This window comes from Litoribrevibacter albus (genome assembly GCF_030159995.1).
In the GTDB taxonomy this organism is placed as follows: Bacteria; Pseudomonadota; Gammaproteobacteria; order Pseudomonadales; family Litoribrevibacteraceae; genus Litoribrevibacter; species Litoribrevibacter albus.
Genome location: NZ_BSNM01000011.1, coordinates 39,773 through 61,870, shown reverse-complemented (window position 1 = coordinate 61,870; position 22,098 = coordinate 39,773). Strand labels below are relative to the sequence as shown.

Below are 22,098 nucleotides of genomic sequence, written 5' to 3'. Positions count from 1 at the left end.
GAGCTGTTACTGCTCGATATTTTCATTCGTTGTACAACAGAAATCGGAGGGTTCATGTCTTCTGTTGTGATCTTACTATCCGTTGGATTATTCGCATTATTGTTACTTCTTTGGGCATTCTACATTCGTATTCTTCGTCTCAATCACAAAGTAGATCGTCTCAGAATTTCCGAACAGAACTTCAAACGTTCTGAAGAAAAATACGCACTTACTTTTCATGCCAGTCCTGATGCCGTATTGATCGTGCGTTTCGAAGATATGAAAATTATTGATGTGAATGAAGGGTTTGAAAAAACCTTAGGGTATCGTTACAAGGATGCCATTGGCAGTACGACGGTGGCATTGGATATATGGGCAGATCTTGGCAAACGCGACACCATGCTGAAGCAGTTGGTGGAATTTGGTGAGGTCAGTGGCATCGAGATGCAGGTGAAGACGAAAGACGGCGTCTTGGTGGACTCTGAGGCCTCTTCGAGTCTCATTCATTTGGATGGCGAGTCTTGCATTTTAACCATGCTCAGGGACATCAGTGCCCGAAAGAAGGCCGAGCAGGAATTAAAGCATGTGAGTGCGTTACTTGAAGCTGCATTAACAAACTCGCCGGTGGGCATTGTTGTTGCTGATGGTGAGAACGCAGAAGTTCAAATCATTAATGAGGCGGCTAGACGAATTCGCAGAATTTCCCGGGGACAACACCTGGGGGGCGACGATGACCATTGTTTTGTGATGGATGAAAAAGAATCTCCGCTGTTCGGAGATGAGCTTCCAATTATGAAGGCGCTCAATAAAGGCGAACATGTCATTAATCAGGAAGTGAAAATAGTTTATCCCGACAAGTCTTTTTGCTGGGTGATCGCGAATACCGCTCCGGTGTACGATAACAAACGAAAAATTATTGCAGCGGTAGCTGTGTATCTTGATATCACTGATATGAAGACAATGCAGCAAGACATGAAACGCCTTAATCATGAGTTGGAGCAACGGGTTCAGGATCGTACCAAAGCCCTGACAGCAACTAACATGCAGCTCAATGAGGCCATTCAGAAAGCTGAAGTCGCGAGTAAAGCGAAAAGTGACTTTTTAGCGAATATTAGTCATGAACTTAGAACCCCAATGAATGGCATTCTGGGGATGACTCAGCTGGCTATTAGTCGTGCTGAGTCCGGCGAAATTCAAAAGTTCTTACACAACATCGAAAAATCCGCAGAAATTTTAATGCACTTGATTAATGATGTATTAGATTTTTCACGCATCGACAGTGGTCAAATGGTTATCGAGCGTGCACCGTTCAATTTGTCAGAGTTAATTGATCAGCTTACTCATTTTGCGGGGAAACGGTGCCTTGAAAAAGAACTCGATTTTGACTGTGAAATTGAAGATCAATTGCCCGAAATTTTGTTTGGCGATGCTCTAAGAATCAAACAAATTTTGATTAACTTACTTGATAATGCGGTGAAGTTTACCCCGGATGGATACGTCAAGTTGTCGGTCAGTTATTTCAAACCTTCCTCTTCTGATACCGGTGTGGTTAAGTTTATGGTCATTGATTCCGGGATCGGTATCAATGAGTCTGACTTACCTTTGCTGTTTGATTCGTTTGCTCAGCTGGACAGCTCCATCACGCGTCAATATGGGGGCACAGGGCTTGGTTTGGCCTTGTGTCAGAAGTTAGCAAGTCTTATGAATGGCGTGATAGAGGTAGACAGTAATCATGGTGAGGGAAGTGTGTTCAGCCTGGTGGTCGCATGCCCCAGCCCTGTTTCGGCGAGTCAGGAGGATAGCCCGCAAGCCCCTTCTGATTCAAGAGTAGGGATCTCTATAGGGGTAGAAGGAAGTAACGATCCTCTGATTTACGAGGCCCCTGTTTCTGCCGATGAAAGTCCAGAACAAGATGAACGTAATGTGTTAATGGAGCTCAAACGTGTTGCTAACTTTGACTTGATTCAATTATCAGAAAAAGTTGGTGAGAATTCCGAAACAGTCATTCGTCTATTAAAAATGTTTTGTCAGGATTACAGTTCGATTCTTGAAGAAATTGAACCTCTGATTGAGTCCATGCCTATCTCCAATGAAGGCGTGGAGGCATTGACTCAAAAACTGATTGAACGAGTCCATGCACTTAAAGGTGTGTCTGGTAATCTCTGTAACAATTACATTCATACCATTGCAAAAGATGTGGAAAGCGCTCTCAGGGAGAGCGGTTTGACTGACGTTCATGTGGAACATATCAAGCTACTATTTTCTCTTGCTCAAAAAGAAGCTCTGGAATTAAAAACTGCATTACACGATATGATTACGGTTAAAGAGCCCGAAGCTGTAATGGATGTGGATGACGAAACCAAGCAGTCGTTCCTTCATTTACTTTCAGAAATTGCAGAGAAAATGTCCAACTCTTTCATGATTGAGAGTGATGAACTTCTGCTGCTAAAGAACCTGGGTCAGAAACTGGGTATTCACTCAGCTGTTGAAGAGCTAGAGCAATCCTTGAGCTCATTTGATTACATCAAAGCAGAACAGCTCATGCTGGGGATTTCAGATCAGCTCGAATTTTAACTGAAGCTTTGAACCCATCGAATAGGCATATAAAAACCGAGATAAGAATCTCGGTTTTAGAATCTGGTTGCGGGGGCCGGATTTGAACCGACGACCTTCGGGTTATGAGCCCGACGAGCTACCAAACTGCTCCACCCCGCGTCATTGAGGCGCCCATTATGGCGATTTTTTATTTAATGTCAAATGATTATTAAACTTTTCTTACATTAATTATAAAACATTCTGAATGTTAAATTGATTCTTGGCCTCGATATTCTCTTTGATCGTGGTAGGGCATGCTGATAATGGCTTTGAAATCCGGCAGGCATAATCAATAAGGAATTGTTCTCAAGCTCTAAGGAGAAACGTTGTTTAGACTCGCCAATTTTTCGTAGAGAGAATCGTCTGGATGCTCCGAAAGTAAGAGAAGCTATAACAGGGTTTGCTCCTAATTCCGGTTCGTTGTCACTGTGCCACCCCATCGCGTCGTCACCGTCTCTGTATAGATTACACAACACACCGTTAAATGGCTGGTTTGTTATTTCTGATACAGCGCGCCTTAACCTCTCTAAACATGGTGCCCAAGGTGTGGCTTTAAAGGTTCTTCCTGAATAACGATAGTTGACGCCATCGTCACCATAGAAGCTTTGTAACCTGGGGGAGTTAATCGTCTTTCCAAATATTTTGATATGTTCTTGTTGCCAATGTAACTCTTCCAACAGTGCTAAACACATGTTGTGTACTGCAGTTGGTGAAAACACTTGACGGTAATAGTCTAAGTAACTGTTATCGAGGTTAATTCGCTGCTTGATCATAACAAGAGAGCTTAATTAAGGGACTAACGCCATTGCACGTAGAAATTCCATTGCATAGGGAAGTACCAGCGCTGTGTAGGCTCCTGTGAGACCCATAGACAGTGCAGAGAAGGCACCGCACTGCGGGCTGATTTCCAACGCCTTTGCTGTGCCTACTCCATGAGCGGAAATACCAATGGCCATACCTTTGATCCCGTCATCCTGTTCGTTGATGAGGCGGAATAAAGGTTCTGCAACCACAGCGCCAACAACACCGGTGATCAGAACGAACGCAGCGGTAAGTGAGGGGATGGCATTGATACTTTCGGCAATGCTCAACGCAATCGGAGTAGTCACCGATTTAGGTGCCAAAGAGAGCAATACGTCGTTCGTTGCGTTCAGACACCAGGCAATTGAGACCGCAAAGAAAATGGCCATGCTGCCTCCGATAATCACTGCTGAAAACAGAGGAATGGCCAACTGACGTATTCGTTGTTTGTTCTTATACAGAGGAATAGCGAGGGCAACTGTTGCAGGACCAAGTAGGAAATGGATGATTTTGTTGTGATCAAAGTATTGAGCGTAGGGAATCTCCAAAAATGAGATTAAACTAATAATCAGGACGATGCTTATCATCACTGGTTGCAATAACGCTGTATGGTTAAAGCGCTTATAGAGATTTAAACAAAGGTAGTAGCTGAGAATGGTAATGATGAGACTAACTGTTGGGTTTTGAACAGCCCAGGTATGAAGGTCAATCATTCGTTTCATCCTGCTTATCAATTTTAATGAATTTTCGGGCAAACCAGCTGATGAAGAGCATTGATAGGATGGTGCCGATGATTAATGAGGCTGAAATCGCCAATGCTTGGGTTTGAAGTAGTTCCAAGTATTGAATGACACCAACCCCTGCAGGGATAAGCAAAAGTGGTAAATACAAAAGCAGCGTTTCGCTCGTTGTAATTAGTGCTTTGGGGGCTTTATCACGCCAGCAGAGAAATGCGAACAATAACAGCATTCCTGCGACCGAGCCGGGTATGGGACTGTCCAATAGAAGAACGAGTAATTCACCAAACAGGTAAAAAACGAAAAGAATGGAAAAGCCTTGTAACATATGATTACTGTCTTTCAGATGGAACGAAGATTTTTAGTTTTGGATGTCAGCGATGTGAAGTTTAACTTTTATCGAGGTTAAAGAATAGAAGTAGCCCATCGGACTTTTTACAGGATGTAAATTCGCAAGAAATAGGAGTTTGTATGCGAGGTCGAGACTTAAAACACATTCGTGTAGGAAATGAAGTTTTCCTTAAAACTCAGGTACTTAAGAACCTATCTAAAGAAATAGGTGTATTGGTTGATCGGATGGCAACTTTATATGCCTCTGGAAACGGCGTGAATGAAGTTGTGCGTTTGGAACGCATGATTCAGCAAAGAGCGGATGTCATTAACCAGTTGACAGATATTGATTAGCTTCATTGTGCAATAAGGTCGTGACTTTGTCGTCATATTGTAAGACTTTGGCTATTAGTTGTTCTATGATTGGTCATAGGTAACGGATGTATGAAGTAGAGGTGAAGTCTGATGGATTATGAGATTGTTTTTGCTTTGGTGTTAATCGTACTTGCGATGGCAGTTAGTGGTGTAGTTTTAAGGAAGCAGTGGGTAGATTATTGTTCCCGTATTTTTAACAAACGCTCGAATAAAACAACGCGCCGCTCTAGCAAAACACACGCTTGAGTAGATTTTATAACAGGTATCGTAATGGTAGCTGTTGGAGATAAACGCTGGCTATTGCCAGCGTTTTTTTATGCGCCTTTAATACTTTCGTATTCTTCAAGAGTCAATTGGCGTGCTTCATGTTCCAGCATGACCGGAATGTCGTCCTTAATTGGATAGGCCAGTTTACTTTTCTTACACCATAACTCTTCTGTGTCAGCGTGATAGGTCAATTCGCCTTGGCTAACAGGGCAGACCAACATGGCCAAAAGTTGTTTATCGATCATCTTTGATTCCTTGATTTGTAGATTGTCTGTTGCAATGGCAGGGCGATGACACGTCTGCGTTGTTGTTTCTGACAGATGTATCTGAATCCAGCGGTTCTGTACCTGGCACATAGTCAAAACCGCCTTGATTCCAAGGGTGGCATTTACTGATACGCTTAAGTGCCAACCAGCTTCCTCTGGTTACACCGTGAACTTCAAACGCAGTCAAGGCATATTGAGAGCAGCTAGGATAAAACCGGCAATGACTTCCAATGAAAGGACTAATGCAGACTTGATAGAATCTGATTAGTCCTTTACCAATAAACTGTGGAAGTCGTTTTAGTGTATTCATATCTTTCAGCGTATTCAGGGCTTTTTAAGCTCTTTGCCAGCGTGTTCCGTCGCGTGTATCTTCCAGTTCTATACCAGCAGCTTTTAGTTCGTCGCGAATTTGGTCGGCCCGGGCAAAATCTTTGTTCTTCTTCGCATCGATGCGCTCTTGAACGAGAGTATCAATTTGCTCGTCAGTAAGGCCACCTTCTGTTTGTTTCCCTCGCGACTTAAACCATTCTTCGGTCGTATGAGTCAATAAACCGAGTAATTGAGCAGAGGCAATTAACTGTGCTGCAATTTGGCTTTTTTCTTCTTCTGAGTCCGATTTGTTGATTTGCTTGGCTAGATGATGAAGTTCCGCAATAGCGATCGGTGTATTTAGGTCATCATTCAGTGCTTCAAGCAGCGTGGTGGAGACGGCAGTGGTCTCAACTTCTGATACGTTGATATCGCGCAGCGCTGTATAAAGCTTATCTAAGGCTGTGTACGCTTGTTCGATCAAATCTGAAGACCAGTTTAATTGAGAACGGTAGTGTGCCGATAAGAGTGCAAATCGAACCACTTCACCTGGAATTTCAGACAACAAATCACGTACGGTGATGAAGTTGCCCAAGGATTTAGACATCTTCTCATGGCTGTCCGAATCTTTGTTCTGAATGGTGATGTATCCGTTATGCATCCAGTACTTAACATAGGTCTCACCATCGTGTGCACATGTACTTTGTGCGATTTCATTTTCGTGGTGAGGGAAAGTTAAATCCTGACCGCCACCGTGAATGTCAATGGTGGTACCGAGGTGACGCTCGATCATTGCTGAACATTCAATGTGCCAACCAGGGCGACCACGGCCCCATGGGCTGTCCCAACCTGGTAGCTCGTCAGTAGATGGTTTCCAAAGAACAAAGTCACCTGCATACTTTTTGTATGGGGCAACTTCAACTCGGGCACCCGCTAACATGTCTTCAAGAGATCGATTGGATAGTTCACCATACTTTTCATAGGCTTGAACATCGAACAATACATGACCTTCAGCTGCGTAGGCGTATCCTTTTTCGATCAAGCGCGAAATCATGTCGATCATTTGATCGATGTTTTCAGTAGCGCGGGGTTCTACATCAGGAGGAAGTACATTCAGTTGATGGATGTCTTCGCGATAGGCATCGGCGAACTTATCGCTGATAACGCGAATATCGACGTTTTGCTCTAACGCGGCCTTGTTAATTTTGTCGTCTACGTCCGTAATGTTGCGTGCGTAGGTCACTTTAGGAAAGTGATGTTTCAGTAAACGATACAGAGTATCAAAAACCACCGCCGGACGAGCATTCCCTATATGAATGTAGTTGTAGACCGTAGGACCACACACATACATTTTAATGTTGTTTGGGTCTGTAGGTTGGAATAACTCTTTCTTTTGGGTCAGTGTGTTATAAACAGAAATACTCATAATGTCGTTTTGAATCCTAAAGATGTGCTTCTTGGCGGCTATCATATCGAAGAGTAATACAAGGTCAATACTCTGCGATAGCTCCCTTACGGTAGCCTTCAAATGCTTTCACTTTAACAGTGGAATTAGGGTGTTGCTGATGAATCGTTTTAGCTATGTGATTGGCAATCCATTCTACAGTTGAGTCAGTGTCAATGAGGTAAACCTGATCCCGATTCATTGAAAGTTCAAACTCTCCTTGAGGTGCTTGATACTTAAACCTGATCGTATCAGGCGTTTGATCAGGTGTATCAACAATATCTTCTCGCGTCCCAATGTAGATGTCGTTGAATGTGATGGCCCACTGCTTCTCCAATATTTGATCTCTTTTTCCATCAATGTAGATCTCTATTGGAGATCGATGACCATGTGCTATGCGTTGACAGTTGCCATCATGTTTTTTAAGACCGTGGCTGTAGTGATAGAACGCAGCGTTTATTGCTTCTGGATATAGGTCCAGTGATACACCGGTCACATTATCAGGAAGAATGTTCATTAACTCCGTTTCCATCAGGCGAGCAAGTATTTCTTCAGTAATGCATTGAGCATCGATAAACAAAAACGCATCTGAAGGTGCAGATGTGTTTAGGAATCGAGGGCCATTCTTCCACTCGATACTAGTTCGATCTTGCTGTTCAGTAGTGATGGTTAAGTTCGGGGTTTGTGTAGCAATGAGCAGCTTGTGGTCAGCAAAGTTATCGATAAATTGCTTGATGGTTTTTTTAACATGCCCAAAGTCAAATAACATGCCTTCGTCGTTAAGCTCACCACTAAGCTCACAATTGACGAGCCAGCTTTCGCCAAGCAGACCTCGGTTGTGATCGAGGTAAGAGAAATCAATGACGGTTAATTGGTCGACGAACAGCCTGGTCATGTTAGTTTTGCACCTAGAATAAAGAGGCGCTTATGATACCTGATTTATCGACTAATGTATTTCTAATCGATGAGTGAACACTGCATGCTTAGACTGGGTTAGATCGCTTTCAGCAACACAATAAAAAAGGCGCCGAAGCGCCTTTTATTCAACCGGGAGCAATTATGCAAAGTTTGCAGCAGCGAAATCCCAATTTACTAGAGCCCAGAAACCTTTTAGGTATTCAGGGCGTACATTACGGTAGTCAATGTAGTATGCGTGTTCCCATAGATCTACAGTGATCAATGGTGTTACACCTTCTTCAGTGATTGGTGTGCCAGCGTTAGACGTGTTAACGATGTCTAGAGAACCGTCAGCTTTCTTAACCAACCAAGTCCAGCTAGAACCAAAGTTGTTTACTGCCTTGTCGTTGAACTGAGCTTGGAAATCTGCAAAAGAACCAAAAGCTGCGTTGATTGCGTCAGCTAGCGCACCTGTTGGCTCGCCGCCGCCGTTTGGAGAAAGACTATTCCAGTAGAAAGTGTGGTTCCAGATTTGTGCAGCATTGTTGAATACACCGCCTTCAGAAGTTTTGATGATTTCTTCTAAAGTTTTGTTTTCAAGATCCGTACCTTCAATTAGGCCATTTAGCTTTTGCACGTAAGTGTTGTGGTGCTTGCCGTGGTGGAACTCAAGAGTTTCTTGTGAAATGTGTGGTTCCAAAGCATTTATTTCGTAAGGTAATGCAGGCAATTCGAAAGCCATTGGTTAACTCTCCATATCAAGTCAATTTTCTTTGGTGTCATTTAGGCTGATCGCCTGTGTTTGACACTCTGGTGGTGGGGATATTAGCACTGATTTAATGAGTTCGCTATTCATGAAAAAAGTGTGGGTATTTCCATATCTGCTTTATATCTATCCGTACATATCGCCAAATCGAATAGAGCTGCAACCCGGTATGTTTTCCACCAATTTCCAGGTCATTAATTCTGTTGGCGTATAAACTCCACCGCTGCGGTCATGTTTTAGTAAATAACCTGCGATGTAGATTGTGGCGTCGACTGTGAATTGATAGATGTCAGGTGTAGAAACTCTGGCAACCATTTCGCGCTCGTCCGGTGAGATTCCTTTCGCCCAATAATGACTAATACCGCTTGGTTGACCTTTGTTATGACTGAACAGCTTGTCGATCATTTGATGCAGGGGCTTGGAAATTAACAAACCAGGAAACCAGTTCAGTAAACGTACGATAGGGGTAAATTGTTTAGTGATTGCAAAGTAGCTTCGTATATTGGGACATTGGGTACTGCGGTGAATGGCTGCGAGATCACCTGAGGGGACTTGGCTAACATGCTTGAGTCGGCTGGCAAAAAGAACACGCTTGGCGTTGAAGGAATATTTGGTCGCTTCAGGTGAATGATTGGTTAACTGTATATTGCCTCTGGATAGGCGATTTAGTGTGGCTTTTATGCTGCCAGCGGAAAATCGGTGGCTAATGTCATAAGCAATTTCAATATTCGTTAGCTCTTTGAGGTTGTGCTTAATACTGCCTGCTAGACAGTCTCCTGGAATGCATTCGGCTCCGATACCGGCACAAATAACAGAGTCTCCCTCTTTGGCGATGTCTGACAATGAATATAACGTGGTTAACGTATGATACTGACCACCAACGTCCAGGTAGTGACAATGTGAATTTATTGCAGCTCGTGCTATGGGTTCCGGGTTATTTACTAAGGAGCCTGCACAGTTGATGAAAATCTCGGCATCCTCAAGGTGTCGTTCAATGGTCTTGAAGTTAATAACATCAAAACAAACGTAAGGAAGGTTGGTTTTATTGGCGATTTGTTTCAGCTTTTTGAGGTTTCTTCCGGCAAGTAGAGGATATATGCCTTGTTTCAATAATTCTAACGTAACGGCTTTGCCTATTTGGCCATAGGCACCGTATACAATAATCCCAACACTTTTGGACACAAGACCTCCCATCCAAGTGAATTTCTTCGTTTATTCGACTTGAGCGAATAACTATGACAGGCTTTGTATGGGATTTCGAGCAGCATCTGCTTAATAACCTAGGTATAATGCTTCGTTATTAGAAAATTGATGGAATAGTGTGAACTTTTATAGGTAGTTTATGGCACACGATGATTTATTAGATTTAAAAGCCGAGCGTGATGATTGGCAAACGACTAAGCGTTCGCCTAAAAAAGTAGAAACCACAGTTAAAGAATCTCCTTCTGGATCGGGTGGAATGTTCGCCATTATCGTTAGTTTGATTTTGGCTGTGTTACTGGCGGGGATGGGGTATTGGGTTGCGGATCAGTTTGATCGAGTGTACGACCAGTTCGATCGAACAAACCAGCAGATTAATCTTCTCTCTCAGCGAGTGCAGGTATTGGAAGGTAAGCTGGATATTTCGAACGATTCGGTGGCCTCCTCTGAAGCAGCTTTCCGGGCTACTCTAAAAGAGCATGATTCAGAGATTAGAAAGCTTTGGGGTGTGAGTTATGACAGGAATCGTAAGAGCATTCAGGATCAGGAAAAAGAGATTGCGAGCTTAAAAGCATCTAGCAAGAGTGTTAAGTCTCAAACTGACAAGATTTCTGCTTCGCTAACTAAGGTGGATCAAAAGGTTAATGAGCTTACCAAACTAAAATTAAGTGATGCATTGGCTTCAATCAGGCAGGACATTAAACAAAGTTCGGATTTAATTAATGCGCTGTCTCAAAAAATAAATCCATACCTTCCAAAGCTGGAAGAATATCAGGCTTCTATTACAGCGAATACAAAGCAAATTAAAGACTTGAATGATGAGTTGCTTCGCTCAGTAACGGATCTTCAAATTCAATTGAATGATGATTCACTAGATAAGGAAGTTAATAAATTGTCCAAGCTGATCGAGTCAATTGATAAAAACCGAACTCGTGTCAATGCAGAATTGGTCAAGCTTTCAGGTAAAGTGAATGACTTGCAGAAAAAAATAGGAAGTCAAAAGTAGCGAAGGAAATTAAGACCTGCCGGATGGCAGGTCTTTGTATGATTAGCTTTTGCCGTTCATAGTGTCGAACTTATTAACCAGTGCTTCTGGGTATTTCTTTTTGTTTCCTTTGTTAAGTACAAATACCACTGTTTCACCATTCGGACCGTAGCCGATTTTTGCATGACGGTAAGCAGCTTCACCGGTTTTGCGAACCGCTGCCATGTCTTGGAATGCACTGAAAACATAGATGCGACCATGAAGGTGCATTTCTGCATAGAAGTCATCAGCGGCTGGAAGGCTGCCATCAAGAAGTTCCACGCTTGGAATACCTTCACGCTTTTTCTTGTCTTGTTTGGTTAAACCGAATACAAGAGTTTCACCCTTAGGGCCAGCACCAATGCGGTTATACATGTAAGCTGTGTGGCCGTGTTTTAGAAAATCTTCGTAAAGAGTGTGATCGTAGAATACATAAATGCGGTTATCCTTATGAACTTCATAAAGCTCTGCATTTCGTAGACTTTGGGCTTGATGTGCTTCAGCATTAACTGAAGAAGTATTTTCTTGAGTTGTTTGACATGCTGCAGTCAGTGCAACTGACGCAGACAATAGGGCAACTTTTAATAGTTTCATTGTAGTCTCCTTTTATATTTGGCTATAGGCTAAAGAGACGGTGTTTCAGATTTATTACAAAACCTATGTTAATTAATGGATAGAGGTTATGTGGCGAGAAATTAAATACACTATTGGTGTTAATCGAGGTGTTTCTGAGCAAACTGTTTGGATTAGGGATGTGATAATCAAGCGTCTTCCTGGCCCTATTGCTGAACAGGTTTTTTTATCCGGTACGTCAAGTAACTCTACCTCTTCTGCATTCTGGTGTGGCTATCAATCGGCGATTCAAATGTTGTTTGGACGTTTTCTTAATAATGAAATTGCATCCATTGTAGTTAATGAGCATCGAAGCTTTAAACCATCGGATTGGATTACTGAAATTGAAAAGAAATCTGAAGCTTTTGTCTTGGTGGGCAAGAAGGATTTTATAACAGCACCGGATCAAATTGATTTGCTATTGGTTGCCGCCAATGAGCAAGGTTATGAAAGTAAAGCTTCTAAACTATGTAAGGTTAAGAGAAATATTGATGGACTCTCATTGGTTGATTTGAACATGCCCGTGTTTAAGGATTTAAAAAAATCGAAGGGTGTATTTAGTCGGTTGGAGTTAGCACATGACGAGGTTTTACCTGGTGATGGATATGATTGGTTTGTAAAGCCGTTTCGTGTTGTTGAAGATTTTTATGTCTCTCTGTCAATGCTTGGATATCTTATAAAGATATTGATGAAGCATGAGTTGGATCTCACTTCATTCATTCCTCGGTTAACGCTTGTACTAAATGGAATAAGCTCAGCTGAGCAAGAGCTAAATTGTTATATAGCGAATGGTGGGGAGACTGGTTTATTTTTGGAAACTTTTATCAAAGAGGTTGGTGAGAATATTCAAGTTTTAATGCAATATTTTAAAGATAATGGGGCTTTGAAGGATTATCAGCAGGATATGATGATATTTAAGATAGGTGAAAAGGCTCGTGACATAAGATATCAACGAGCCTTAAGCAAGGAACTAGAAGTTAGTATTTCTTAGATTGGTTTGGTTAAAAGTTGAGACCGAGTTGGTTGTGATCCTTGATGATAATGTAGCGGTAACATTAACGCCTGAAGCATTCATCGTTCCTATGTTATTTGAGGATGATGAGCCTCTATTTTGATTTCGACTCAGTTGCTCAAGCGCTTCTTTTACCCTTTTGTTGAGATCTTTTTTATTGAGAGCTTCTTTAAGCTCTTCAATATCTTCATCTTCAAGCTCTTTGTCCATATCATCAATTTCACTGGTATCTGGAACGACTACCACGGTTTTCAGGGTGGTTGTGCTAACTCCACCAGCTGCTGTTGCATCTAATGCACCTTCTACCACTAGATCGGACATTTCATTGCTTTCCATTCTGGCGAGATTAATAGATGCAATTTGATCGGCTGGTATATCGAGTGAATCTGATGTTGTTGTGTTTACCTTGTTGATGGCTTCCATGATGTCGGAACTGTAATAGGAGTCCATTTGCCTTTCTGGGGAAATATAATTGCCGTAATAGTGATTAGTTACTGGATTTGCTTGTACAGGTGTTTCTACTGGAAGATTGGCTTGTGCCGTTTTTTCCGCACTTGGTGCAGTTGTGATTAAACCAGGTGTAGTATTATCTGCTTGAGATTCGATAGCTTTGCTTTGATCTGCGATTGCTGGTGCGCTAGAAAATTCCTGATTCACAGTATTTACAGGGTGTGACTTTTCTTCTGCAGCTGTAGTGGTTGGTACTGTTGAGGTTGCTACGGCTTTTTCTGAGGCTTGGTTATCTTCAGAAACTTGGTTTTCGATCTGGGCTTCAGGTTTAATTTCTTGTGGTGTCTCAGAAAGCGTTGGGACGTTGCTTTGGGTAACTTCAACCGGCTCTTTCGTGGCTGCTGATTGCTCCTTAATGGACTCAGTTCTCGGCACTTCCGTGGTGTTTGTTGTCTGAGTAGTGGTGTCATTGCCAATCTTGGTTGCGGCTACTGCTTTTTGATTTTCTTTCGATGGCTCAGTCTGTTTGCTATCAGGGTTGGCTAATGACTGCTCTTCTTTATTTGTGTCAGTGGTACTGGTAGTAGTATTTTTTGACACGAGTTGCTCATCACTTACTTTATCTTCTTCACCGGATTTCTCAGATGCTGCTGTTGTTTGGCTTGATCCTTCGGTCGTAACATCACCAATAACGTTTCCTTCATCATTGGTGTCTGATGAGTCTGTTTCTTTTCCTGGTTTCTTAACAATAACGATCGTTAGTTCTTCATCATCCAACTCAATGCCTGCTTGTTTGGCTGCTTCCGCAAGCAATCTATTTAGCTCAGCTTGTTTCTCTTTTGTAAGTTTGGACGTTTCACTGGCATAGGTGAAGCTTTGTCCCGCTATTCCTAGCGAACAAATGAGAGCAGTTGTTAACATTGAGTTCAGTTTTGAAGGCATGGCTAAGCCCTATGTATAGAGTTTGTATTATTATTGTTAGCTTAGTTGTACATGGTATGAAATTCTGTATAAATATCAATCAGTGATGCAGAATTGCCCTTAAAAGTGTGAACAAACTCCACAAATGTGCTCAACCCCATTCTTTTAGTTGGTATTCATTGATATAGTTTTGATCACAATAACAATAAAAGCCATAACTAGGATAATGTTATGCCTATCAGTCTAGCAAAACGTATTATATTTCTCTCTCTTGTAATTTTGTCTGTAGCCAATCTTCAAGGGTGTCGTATCTATCAGTCTTTGGGGAAAAGTATTCCCGGCTCGTGGTTGCATCCGGTAAATGGGCCTGAGTACTCTTTACCTGAAGATGTGGATATGGAGCGAAACGCTCTGATTGTTATATATCGTCCGAATTCACAGTGGGCATCGGAAGAAATTGAATCTCCGAGTGTATATATTGATGATATTAGAGAATTTGGTATTAAAAATAATGCGCACTACTGGTTTGAAGTGGAGCCAGGTAAGCGTCATATCGTTATCCGTAGGCCTTTATTAGGGTTGGAAGGAACAAGTCACTTTAGCTTGCGTATTATTTCTGACTTTACTGTTAATCTTCAGGCTGGAAATACTTATTTCTTGCGCTATTCCGAGTTAACGCCACCTCCAATGGATAAGGCTGTATCTGAAGAGGAACCTGTGGGTGATGGCGCTTTATTCTTAATTCCAGAAGAGTTGGCTTATCGTGATTTGTTGACTACTAAGTTTGATGATCACAGTGGTAGGTTTTTAACCTATAAAATGGAGTATCACGAACCAGAGAAGTATGAGGAGTTACAAGCTCAGAAAGATGATGGTTCTCGGTGGTATTGGCCCTTCTAATAAAAAAGCTCCTTAAAGGAGCTTTTTTATTAGGTGTTAGATTTCAAGGCTTGATAATGATTTGCCTTCTGATAGTGCTTGCTCAACCCATTTAGGCTTTCTGCCTCTTCCTGTCCAGGTTTCGCTGTTGTTTTTAGGGTTTTGATATTTAGGGGCCACTTTTGCCTTCTTTTTAGAAGGGTTCTTTAATCCATCAAGAACTTCATCTAGATCTAATCCGTGTTCATTAGCGATGTTGTGGATTTGCTGAAGAGCCGTTTTCTTTGCGTCTTGAGCTTTGGATTTAATTGTCTTTTCTAAATCTTTTTGAATTTGCTTTAAATCTTCAAGGCTGTATTCACTAAAGTTGATAGACATTTATTAAGTTTCCCGGTTGTTTTTAATGGATGGCAGTATTATAGATAATATGGCTGAGTTTTGAATATTTTCAACTAAACAAATGCATTAAATTTATTTTATAAAGAAGCGGTGGGTAGAGCGCTGTTTGATAAGGGGAATAATAAAATAAAAAACGGGCTTGATAGCCCGTTTTTTATTTAAGTGGATTGGTAATTAAAGTGCTTCGATCGCTTTTTTAATTCTAGCAATAGCGTCTTCTAATATTGCCATACTTGTCGCGAAGGATAAGCGCATGTTGCCTGGGCTTCCAAAAGCAGAGCCGGGAACTACTGCAACACCTGACTCAAGAAGGTATTCAGCCAGGTCTAAATCGTTGGACAGTTTGTCAGAGCTATCGATAACTTTCTGAGCACTTGGGAATACATAGAAAGTTCCGTCTCCTTCTATACACTCAACGCCTGGAATCTCATTAAGCGCTGAAACTACATAGTCATGGCGCTTTTTAAATTCTGTCACCATTTGCGCTACGCAGTTTTGATCTCCGGCTAATGCTGCTTCGGCTGCATATTGAGCAATCGAAGTTGGGTTTGACGTACTTTGAGACTGGATTTTCTTCATTGCGCCGATTAGTTTAGCTGGACCGCCTGCATAGCCGATTCTCCAACCGGTCATGGAATAGGCTTTTGAAACACCATTTAGGACGATAGTGCGGTCATACAGCTCAGGGCAAACATTCAGAATGTTGTTGAAACCTTCCTCATTCCAAGTGATGTGCTCATACATGTCGTCAGTGGCGATCAAAATGCTAGGGTGCTTCAGTAGGACGTCAGCCAGTGCTTTTAATTCAGCTTTTGTATATGCAACGCCCGTAGGGTTTGAAGGGCTGTTGATTACAAAGAGGCGAGTTTTGTCTGTAATGGCGCTTTCTAGTTGCTCAGCAGTTACTTTGAAACGAGACTCAATGGTTGTTTCAATAATAACGGGTTCGCCTTCTGCCATGCGTACCATGTCAGGATAAGATACCCAGTACGGTGCAGGAATAATAACTTCGTCGCCTTTGTTTAGCAGCGCAAGTGCTAAATTGAAAAAGCTTTGCTTTCCGCCGCAGGAAACCAGAATTTGATTGGCTTCATAATCCAAGCCATTATCTTGCTTGAATTTGTTGATAATCGCCTTTTTAAGAGAAGGGGTTCCGTCAACTGCAGTATATTTCGTGAAACCATTGTTTAGTGCTTCAATGGCAGCCTGTTTAATATGATCCGGCGTATCAAAATCAGGTTCACCTGCACCTAATCCGATAATGTCTTTACCGGCTGCTCGCAATTCTGCAGCACGGTTTGTTACTGCGAGTGTTGGAGAAGGTTTGATTTGTTGCACGCGGTCAGACAGTTGTACGTCCAATCTTAAATCCTCTTACAAAAAGGCCGTATTTAGTAGGTCTGCGAGAACTTATTTTTAGCATAGTAATCAATACATAAAATTAGTATTGAGTTATCATGCTTTGTCTGCAGATAAATCGGCCAGATGATACCGTAAAATAAGGGTGTCGTGAATAGTTATAGGCTTGGATCCTGCGAAAAATAAGCAATTATCCGTCCGTATTTTGTGAATGTGTTGAGTCGTTATGTCTAATGTGATTGATCTTTCTGAAAAGCAGAAACCTATTGAGGTCGTTTCTAAGTATCAGCCAGCAGGTGATCAGCCTGAAGCGATCAATAAATTGGTTGAGGGGATTAATGCAGGGTTAGTGCATCAGACGTTGTTAGGGGTAACGGGTTCTGGAAAAACGTTTACCATGGCGAACGTCATTGGACGTCTTCAGCGTCCGGCAATTGTATTGGCTCATAATAAGACGTTAGCAGCGCAATTATATGGTGAGTTTAAGGAATTTTTTCCAAACAACTCTGTGGAGTATTTTGTTTCCTATTATGACTATTATCAGCCTGAGGCTTATGTCCCAAGTTCGGACACCTTTATTGATAAAGATGCGTCGGTAAATGAACATATCGAACAAATGAGGCTTTCAGCGACTAAATCACTTCTGGAAAGGAAGGACTGTATTATCGTAGCGACAGTTTCTTCGATTTATGGACTTGGTGATCCTAAATCGTATTTAGGAATGATGTTGCATTTGGTTCGTGGGGATCAAATTGATCAGCGTAAAATAATACGACGCTTAGCCGAGCTGCAGTATACGCGTAATGATGCAGATTTTAGGCGTGCTACTTATCGGGTTCGGGGGGATGTTATTGATGTGTTTCCAGCGGAATCAGATAAAGAAGCGGTTCGTATTGAGCTGTTTGATGATGAAGTGGAGCAACTTAGTTGGTTTGATCCTTTAACGGGAGAGATTCTTAATAAAGTGCCTCGCGTTACTATTTATCCTAAGACCCACTACGTGACTCCGCGTGAAACAATTTTAGAGGCAATCGAGCATATAAAAGTTGAATTGGCGGAGAGGCTTGAGCAGCTTCGAGAAAATAATAAGCTTGTAGAGGCTCAGCGATTAGAACAGCGTACTCGCTATGATCTGGAGATGATGCAGGAGCTGGGCTATTGCACGGGTATTGAAAATTACTCGCGTTATTTGTCCAAAAGAGATCCAGGGCAAGCGCCGCCTACTTTGTTTGATTATATTCCTTCGGATGCGGTGTTGTTTATTGATGAGTCTCATGTAACAGTGCCCCAGTTAGGGGCGATGTATAAAGGCGATCGAAGTCGTAAGGAAACTTTGGTTGAGTATGGTTTTAGATTGCCGTCTGCACTGGATAACCGACCAATGCGGTTTGATGAGTGGGAGCGAATCGCTCCTCAAATGGTGTTTGTTTCTGCTACGCCTTCTCACTACGAGGCGGAACATGCATCGCAAGTTGTTGAACAGGTAGTTCGGCCTACAGGATTGCTTGATCCTGAGATTGAAGTGCGTCCTGCGTCATCACAAGTCGATGATCTTTTATCTGAGATTCGTCAGCGTGCTAACCGAGATGAAAGGGTGTTGGCGACTGTATTAACCAAACGTATGGCGGAGGATCTGACTGATTATTTGTTGGATCATGATGTTCGCGTTCGATATTTGCATTCGGATATTGATACGGTTGAGCGTGTAGAAATTATTCGTGATCTGCGTTTGGGTGAGTTTGACGTGTTGGTGGGGATTAACTTACTTCGGGAAGGATTGGATATGCCTGAAGTTTCTCTTGTGGCAATTCTTGATGCAGATAAAGAAGGTTTTTTGCGTTCGGATCGTTCTTTGATTCAGACCATTGGTCGTGCGGCCCGAAATGTGAGTGGTAAAGCTATTTTATATGCGGATCGTGAAACAGGTTCGATGAAACGAGCTATTGATGAAACGTCGCGTCGCCGGGCTAAGCAGCAGGCCTTCAATGAAGAGTATGGGATTATTCCGAAAGGCTTGGATAAGAAAATTACTGATATCATGGAAGGGGTGGTTCCGGGAGGGAGAGGGAAGTCTAAATCTCGTAAGGTTGCGGAACCTGCTCAAGAATACAAAATGTCTACTGATGCCTTGACGCCGGGTGAAATTAAGAAACAAATCACTCGGCTGGAAGATGAAATGTATCAAGCGGCTAAGAACCTGGAATTTGAGAAAGCAGCCCATATTCGTGATGAGTTGGTGCGTTTAAAGCAGAAAATACTGGTGGAGTAATCTGCTAAAGTAATAAAAATTAAGAAGATAGCTGGTGGGTGCTTGCATTTCGGAAGGATGTAAATATAATGCCCACCTCAATAACCTCTGTCTAATATGTATTAGATTCTTTTAGTCCCGTAGCTCAGTTGGTTAGAGCGCTACCTTGACATGGTAGAGGTCACCAGTTCGAATCTGGTCGGGACTACCAATCTCTTTGATTTTTCTTTGTTTTCCTGTTGACACTTATGAGTGTCGATCTTAGCATGTTTTCCCTTTGTATTTGGATGTGCTTGTTGCGAGTTAATATGTGCTTGCTGTGAGCTTAATTTTTCATGTGGCCTTTGGTATGGGCCACCACTGATGGGGATTTTATTGTGCCTGTTATTACCCTTCCTGACGGAAGTCAGCGTTCTTTTGATCAAGCTGTCACTATTATGCAAGTAGCGGAAGATATTGGCCCTGGTTTGGCTAAAGCTACAATTGCTGGTCGTGTAAATGGTGAACTTCAAGATGCGTGTGAAACCATAGCAGAAGACGCTGAGCTTCAAATTATCACGGCAAAAGATCAGGATGGGGTGGATATTATTCGTCACTCTTGTGCTCATTTGATCGGGCATGCGATAAAACAGTTGCGTCCTGATGTGAAGATGGCAATTGGTCCTGTTATTGAAGATGGTTTCTATTATGACATCGAAACCGAAGAGGCGTTTACGCCTGAAGATCTGGCTGAGCTTGAAAAGCGAATGAAGGATCTGATTGCCAAGAATTACGATGTTGTTAAAAAGTGGACGCCGGTTGCAGAAGCAAGAGCTTTATTTGAATCTCGTGGTGAGTCCTACAAGGTTGAAATTATTGATGAGATGGACGATTCCGTTAAGGAAGTGGGTCTGTATCATCACGAAGAATACGTCGATATGTGTCGTGGACCGCACGTTCCAAATACGCGTTTCTTGAAAGTCTTTAAGTTGATGAAGTTGGCGGGTGCGTACTGGCGTGGTGATAACAACAACAAAATGTTGACGCGTATTTATGGTACGGCTTGGTCAGATAAAAAAGAGTTAAAAGCTTATATTCAGCGTATCGAAGAAGCTGAAAAGCGTGATCACCGTAAATTAGCTAAGAAGCTGGATCTTTTCCATATGCAGGAAGAGGCACCAGGCATGGTTTTCTGGCATCCAAAAGGTTGGTCGCTGTATCAGGTTCTTGAGCAGTATATGCGCCAAAAACAGCGCGAGCGTGGTTATCAAGAAGTTAAGACGCCGCAGGTGGTTGATCGCTCTCTTTGGGAGAAGTCTGGTCACTGGGATAAATTTAAAGAAGATATGTTCACTACCGGTTCTGAAAATCGCGACTATGCGATTAAACCGATGAACTGTCCGTGTCATGTTCAAGTCTATAATCAGGGCTTGAAGAGTTACCGTGATTTGCCATTGAGACTTGCTGAGTTTGGTTCTTGTCACCGGAATGAGCCGTCAGGTGCGTTGCACGGTATTATGCGTGTTCGAGGCTTTGTTCAGGATGATGCGCATATCTTTGTAACTGAAGATGCGATTCAAAATGAAGTGTCAGAATTCATCGACTTCTTACATGAAGTCTATGATGACTTCGGTTTCGAAGAGTTAATTTATAAGTTATCGACTCGCCCTGAAAAACGAGTGGGCTCTGATGAAATCTGGGATAAGGCTGAAAAAGCATTGGCAGAAGCTTTGGATGCAAAAGAACTGCCGTGGGAAGAGTTACCTGGTGAAGGGGCTTTCTATGGACCAAAAATTGAGTTCTCTTTGAAGGATTGTTTGGGGCGTGTGTGGCAGTGTGGGACGGTTCAGGTGGACTTCTCAATGCCTGGGCGTTTGAGTGCTGAATACGTTGATGAAAATGGTGAAAGAAAAGCACCGGTTATGCTACACCGTGCTATTCTTGGTTCATTCGAACGATTCATCGGAATTCTGATTGAACATTATGAAGGGAAATTCCCTGTTTGGTTGGCGCCGGTTCAGGCGGTTTTGATGAATATTACGGATCGTCAGTCTGAATATGTGCAAAATATTGCGAAAAGATTGACTGAAAACGGGTTTAGAGTGAATGCGGACTTGAGAAATGAGAAGATCGGCTTTAAAATCCGCGAGCACACTCTACAGAAGGTTCCTTATCAGATCGTTGTGGGTGATAAGGAAATGGAAAATGGAGAGGTGGCGGTTCGTGCTCTCAATGGCGAAGACTTAGGTGTAATGTCTGTTGAAGCCTTTGAAAATCTGCTAAATGAAAAGATTGCAGAGCGTGGACGTAAGCAATAACTGGAGATATGGCAATTAGAAATCCAAGAGCACGTGGCGGTAAAGAACAACAAGCTCCTATCAATGAAAATATCCGCGCGAAAGAAGTTCGACTAATTGGAGCAGACGGTGAGCAGGTGGGTGTAGTCTCAATTAATGAGGCGTTAAGTGCAGCATCTGAGGCCGAACTAGATTTAGTACAGATTTCCGATGGTGATCCGATCGTATGTAAGGTCATGGATTACGGAAAGAAATTGTACGAAGATAAGCAGCGACAAAAAGCGGCGAAGAAAAAGCAGCAACAGACGCAGCTTAAAGAAATGAAGTTCCGTCCTGGCACTGAAGAAGGGGATTATCAGGTAAAACTACGCAACCTGGTACGTTTCCTTGAGAAGGGGGATAAAGCCAAGATATCTCTGAGATATCGTGGTCGCGAAATGGCGCACCAGGACATCGGTATGCAGTTGATGTTAAGACTTGAAAAAGATCTTGAAGAATTCGGCACCGTAGAACAGCGCCCTAAGATGGAAGGTCGTCAAATGACGATGGTCTTAGCCCCTAAGAAGAAGAAATAGACTGTCTAATTTACTGAGTCCTTCATTACTTAGTGAATAGTGTTTATTTCATATTTTGACTAAGCCTCCAAAGCTGATTTCAAATGCTCCAATGGTTATCTGTTGGAGCTTTGGTAGTTGGATTTTGTGTTGGCTAAATGCGGAGTTATTCCAAATGCCTAAAATGAAAACTAAGCGCGGTGCAGCTAAGCGCTTTAAAAAGACTGCGAACGGTTTCAAACACCGTCAATCTCATACCAGTCACATTTTGACTAAGAAGAGTACTAAGCGTAAGCGTCAACTTCGTCCTAAGCATCAGGTTGAAAAGTCTGATTTGAAGTTGGTTCAACGTATGGTTCCTTTCGCGTAATTTCTCTTTAACAGAGTTATTACCTTAA

General features: G+C 42.3%; 21 protein-coding genes, 2 tRNA genes and 1 pseudogene. 10 read left to right on the top strand and 14 right to left on the bottom strand.

What is annotated here, in order from left to right; genetic code table 11:
* Positions 1-54: 54 nt before the first annotated feature.
* Positions 55-2,553 carry an ATP-binding protein gene (locus QQL66_RS07375; RefSeq protein WP_284380422.1) on the top strand — a complete coding sequence of 833 codons (2,499 nt, stop codon included), beginning with the start codon at positions 55-57 and terminating at the stop codon, positions 2,551-2,553.
* A 64-nt stretch (positions 2,554-2,617) separates the two neighbouring features.
* On the opposite strand, the gene QQL66_RS07370 is transcribed toward QQL66_RS07375, so the two are convergent.
* The 4 genes from QQL66_RS07370 to QQL66_RS07355 all read right to left on the bottom strand — a co-directional run bounded on the left by QQL66_RS07370 (position 2,618) and on the right by QQL66_RS07355 (position 4,440).
* A tRNA-Met gene (locus tag QQL66_RS07370) sits at positions 2,618-2,694 on the bottom strand.
* Between the two features lie 65 nt (positions 2,695-2,759).
* Positions 2,760-3,347 carry an alpha-ketoglutarate-dependent dioxygenase AlkB family protein gene (locus QQL66_RS07365; RefSeq protein ID WP_284380421.1) on the bottom strand — a complete coding sequence of 196 codons (588 nt, stop codon included), beginning with the start codon at positions 3,345-3,347 and terminating at the stop codon, positions 2,760-2,762.
* Between the two features lie 15 nt (positions 3,348-3,362).
* A complete protein-coding gene (locus QQL66_RS07360) occupies positions 3,363-4,088 on the bottom strand; it encodes an LrgB family protein (RefSeq protein ID WP_284380419.1) in 726 nt (241 codons plus the stop codon).
* Positions 4,081-4,440, bottom strand: coding sequence for a CidA/LrgA family protein (locus QQL66_RS07355; RefSeq protein ID WP_284380417.1), 360 nt, complete (start codon positions 4,438-4,440; stop codon positions 4,081-4,083). The genes QQL66_RS07360 and QQL66_RS07355 overlap by 8 nt, the downstream gene beginning before the upstream one ends.
* Positions 4,441-4,583: 143 nt before the next feature.
* On the opposite strand from QQL66_RS07355, the gene QQL66_RS07350 reads away from it, so the two are divergent.
* A complete protein-coding gene (locus QQL66_RS07350; protein WP_284380416.1) occupies positions 4,584-4,796 on the top strand; it encodes a hypothetical protein in 213 nt (70 codons plus the stop codon).
* 335 nt (positions 4,797-5,131) lie between these two features.
* Here the strand turns inward: QQL66_RS07350 and QQL66_RS21245 are convergent, their stop codons facing one another.
* The 6 genes and pseudogenes from QQL66_RS21245 to QQL66_RS07320 form a co-directional block, all read right to left on the bottom strand.
* On the bottom strand, positions 5,132-5,440 hold the full coding sequence (locus QQL66_RS21245) for a Trm112 family protein (protein WP_431356899.1): 309 nt from the start codon (positions 5,438-5,440) through the stop codon (positions 5,132-5,134).
* A gap of 19 nt (positions 5,441-5,459) precedes the next feature.
* Positions 5,460-5,660: pseudogene (yidD, locus tag QQL66_RS21240) on the bottom strand (membrane protein insertion efficiency factor YidD); the annotation flags it as partial.
* A gap of 24 nt (positions 5,661-5,684) precedes the next feature.
* On the bottom strand, positions 5,685-7,085 hold the full coding sequence (gene cysS / locus QQL66_RS07335) for a cysteine--tRNA ligase (protein ID WP_284380413.1): 1,401 nt from the start codon (positions 7,083-7,085) through the stop codon (positions 5,685-5,687).
* Positions 7,086-7,149: 64 nt separating this feature from the next.
* Positions 7,150-7,998, bottom strand: a complete 849-nt coding sequence (locus QQL66_RS07330; protein WP_284380412.1) for a 6-pyruvoyl trahydropterin synthase family protein — start codon at positions 7,996-7,998, stop codon at positions 7,150-7,152.
* Positions 7,999-8,160: 162 nt separating this feature from the next.
* Positions 8,161-8,742: a Fe-Mn family superoxide dismutase gene (locus QQL66_RS07325; protein WP_284380411.1), complete on the bottom strand. Its 582-nt coding sequence runs from the start codon at positions 8,740-8,742 to the stop codon at positions 8,161-8,163.
* Positions 8,743-8,892: 150 nt separating this feature from the next.
* Positions 8,893-9,948 (bottom strand): saccharopine dehydrogenase NADP-binding domain-containing protein, encoded by a 1,056-nt coding sequence (locus tag QQL66_RS07320; RefSeq protein WP_284380410.1) that lies wholly within the window; start codon positions 9,946-9,948, stop codon positions 8,893-8,895.
* Positions 9,949-10,108: 160 nt separating this feature from the next.
* Between QQL66_RS07320 and QQL66_RS07315 the strand changes: the two genes are divergently transcribed.
* Positions 10,109-10,972: a hypothetical protein gene (locus tag QQL66_RS07315; RefSeq protein WP_284380409.1), complete on the top strand. Its 864-nt coding sequence runs from the start codon at positions 10,109-10,111 to the stop codon at positions 10,970-10,972.
* A gap of 42 nt (positions 10,973-11,014) precedes the next feature.
* Here the strand turns inward: QQL66_RS07315 and QQL66_RS07310 are convergent, their stop codons facing one another.
* Positions 11,015-11,584 (bottom strand): hypothetical protein, encoded by a 570-nt coding sequence (locus QQL66_RS07310; protein ID WP_284380408.1) that lies wholly within the window; start codon positions 11,582-11,584, stop codon positions 11,015-11,017.
* A gap of 88 nt (positions 11,585-11,672) precedes the next feature.
* Between QQL66_RS07310 and QQL66_RS07305 the strand changes: the two genes are divergently transcribed.
* Entirely contained in the window at positions 11,673-12,593 is a 921-nt protein-coding gene (locus QQL66_RS07305; protein WP_284380406.1) for a hypothetical protein, read from the top strand.
* On the opposite strand, the gene QQL66_RS07300 is transcribed toward QQL66_RS07305, so the two are convergent.
* Positions 12,573-14,006: a hypothetical protein gene (locus QQL66_RS07300; RefSeq protein ID WP_284380403.1), complete on the bottom strand. Its 1,434-nt coding sequence runs from the start codon at positions 14,004-14,006 to the stop codon at positions 12,573-12,575. The two genes, QQL66_RS07305 and QQL66_RS07300, sit on opposite strands and share 21 nt — an antisense overlap.
* 210 nt (positions 14,007-14,216) lie before the next feature.
* Here QQL66_RS07300 and QQL66_RS07295 point away from each other — a divergent pair, with 210 nt between their 5' ends.
* Positions 14,217-14,885, top strand: a complete 669-nt coding sequence (locus tag QQL66_RS07295; RefSeq protein ID WP_284380402.1) for a DUF2846 domain-containing protein — start codon at positions 14,217-14,219, stop codon at positions 14,883-14,885.
* A 36-nt stretch (positions 14,886-14,921) separates the two neighbouring features.
* On the opposite strand, the gene QQL66_RS07290 is transcribed toward QQL66_RS07295, so the two are convergent.
* Positions 14,922-15,242: an H-NS histone family protein gene (locus QQL66_RS07290; RefSeq protein WP_284380401.1), complete on the bottom strand. Its 321-nt coding sequence runs from the start codon at positions 15,240-15,242 to the stop codon at positions 14,922-14,924.
* Between the two features lie 195 nt (positions 15,243-15,437).
* Positions 15,438-16,625, bottom strand: coding sequence for a pyridoxal phosphate-dependent aminotransferase (locus tag QQL66_RS07285; RefSeq protein WP_284380399.1), 1,188 nt, complete (start codon positions 16,623-16,625; stop codon positions 15,438-15,440).
* A 223-nt stretch (positions 16,626-16,848) separates the two neighbouring features.
* Between QQL66_RS07285 and uvrB the strand changes: the two genes are divergently transcribed.
* From uvrB to rpmI, 5 genes are all read left to right on the top strand, one after another.
* A complete protein-coding gene (gene uvrB, locus QQL66_RS07280; RefSeq protein ID WP_284380398.1) occupies positions 16,849-18,891 on the top strand; it encodes an excinuclease ABC subunit UvrB in 2,043 nt (680 codons plus the stop codon).
* A 113-nt stretch (positions 18,892-19,004) separates the two neighbouring features.
* Positions 19,005-19,081 (top strand) — tRNA-Val (locus QQL66_RS07275).
* A gap of 166 nt (positions 19,082-19,247) precedes the next feature.
* Positions 19,248-21,167 carry a threonine--tRNA ligase gene (gene thrS / locus QQL66_RS07270; protein WP_284380397.1) on the top strand — a complete coding sequence of 640 codons (1,920 nt, stop codon included), beginning with the start codon at positions 19,248-19,250 and terminating at the stop codon, positions 21,165-21,167.
* A gap of 8 nt (positions 21,168-21,175) precedes the next feature.
* Positions 21,176-21,721 (top strand): translation initiation factor IF-3, encoded by a 546-nt coding sequence (gene infC, locus QQL66_RS07265; RefSeq protein WP_284380396.1) that lies wholly within the window; start codon positions 21,176-21,178, stop codon positions 21,719-21,721.
* A gap of 154 nt (positions 21,722-21,875) precedes the next feature.
* Positions 21,876-22,070, top strand: coding sequence for a 50S ribosomal protein L35 (gene rpmI / locus QQL66_RS07260; protein WP_284380394.1), 195 nt, complete (start codon positions 21,876-21,878; stop codon positions 22,068-22,070).
* The last annotated feature ends 28 nt before the right edge of the window (positions 22,071-22,098 follow it).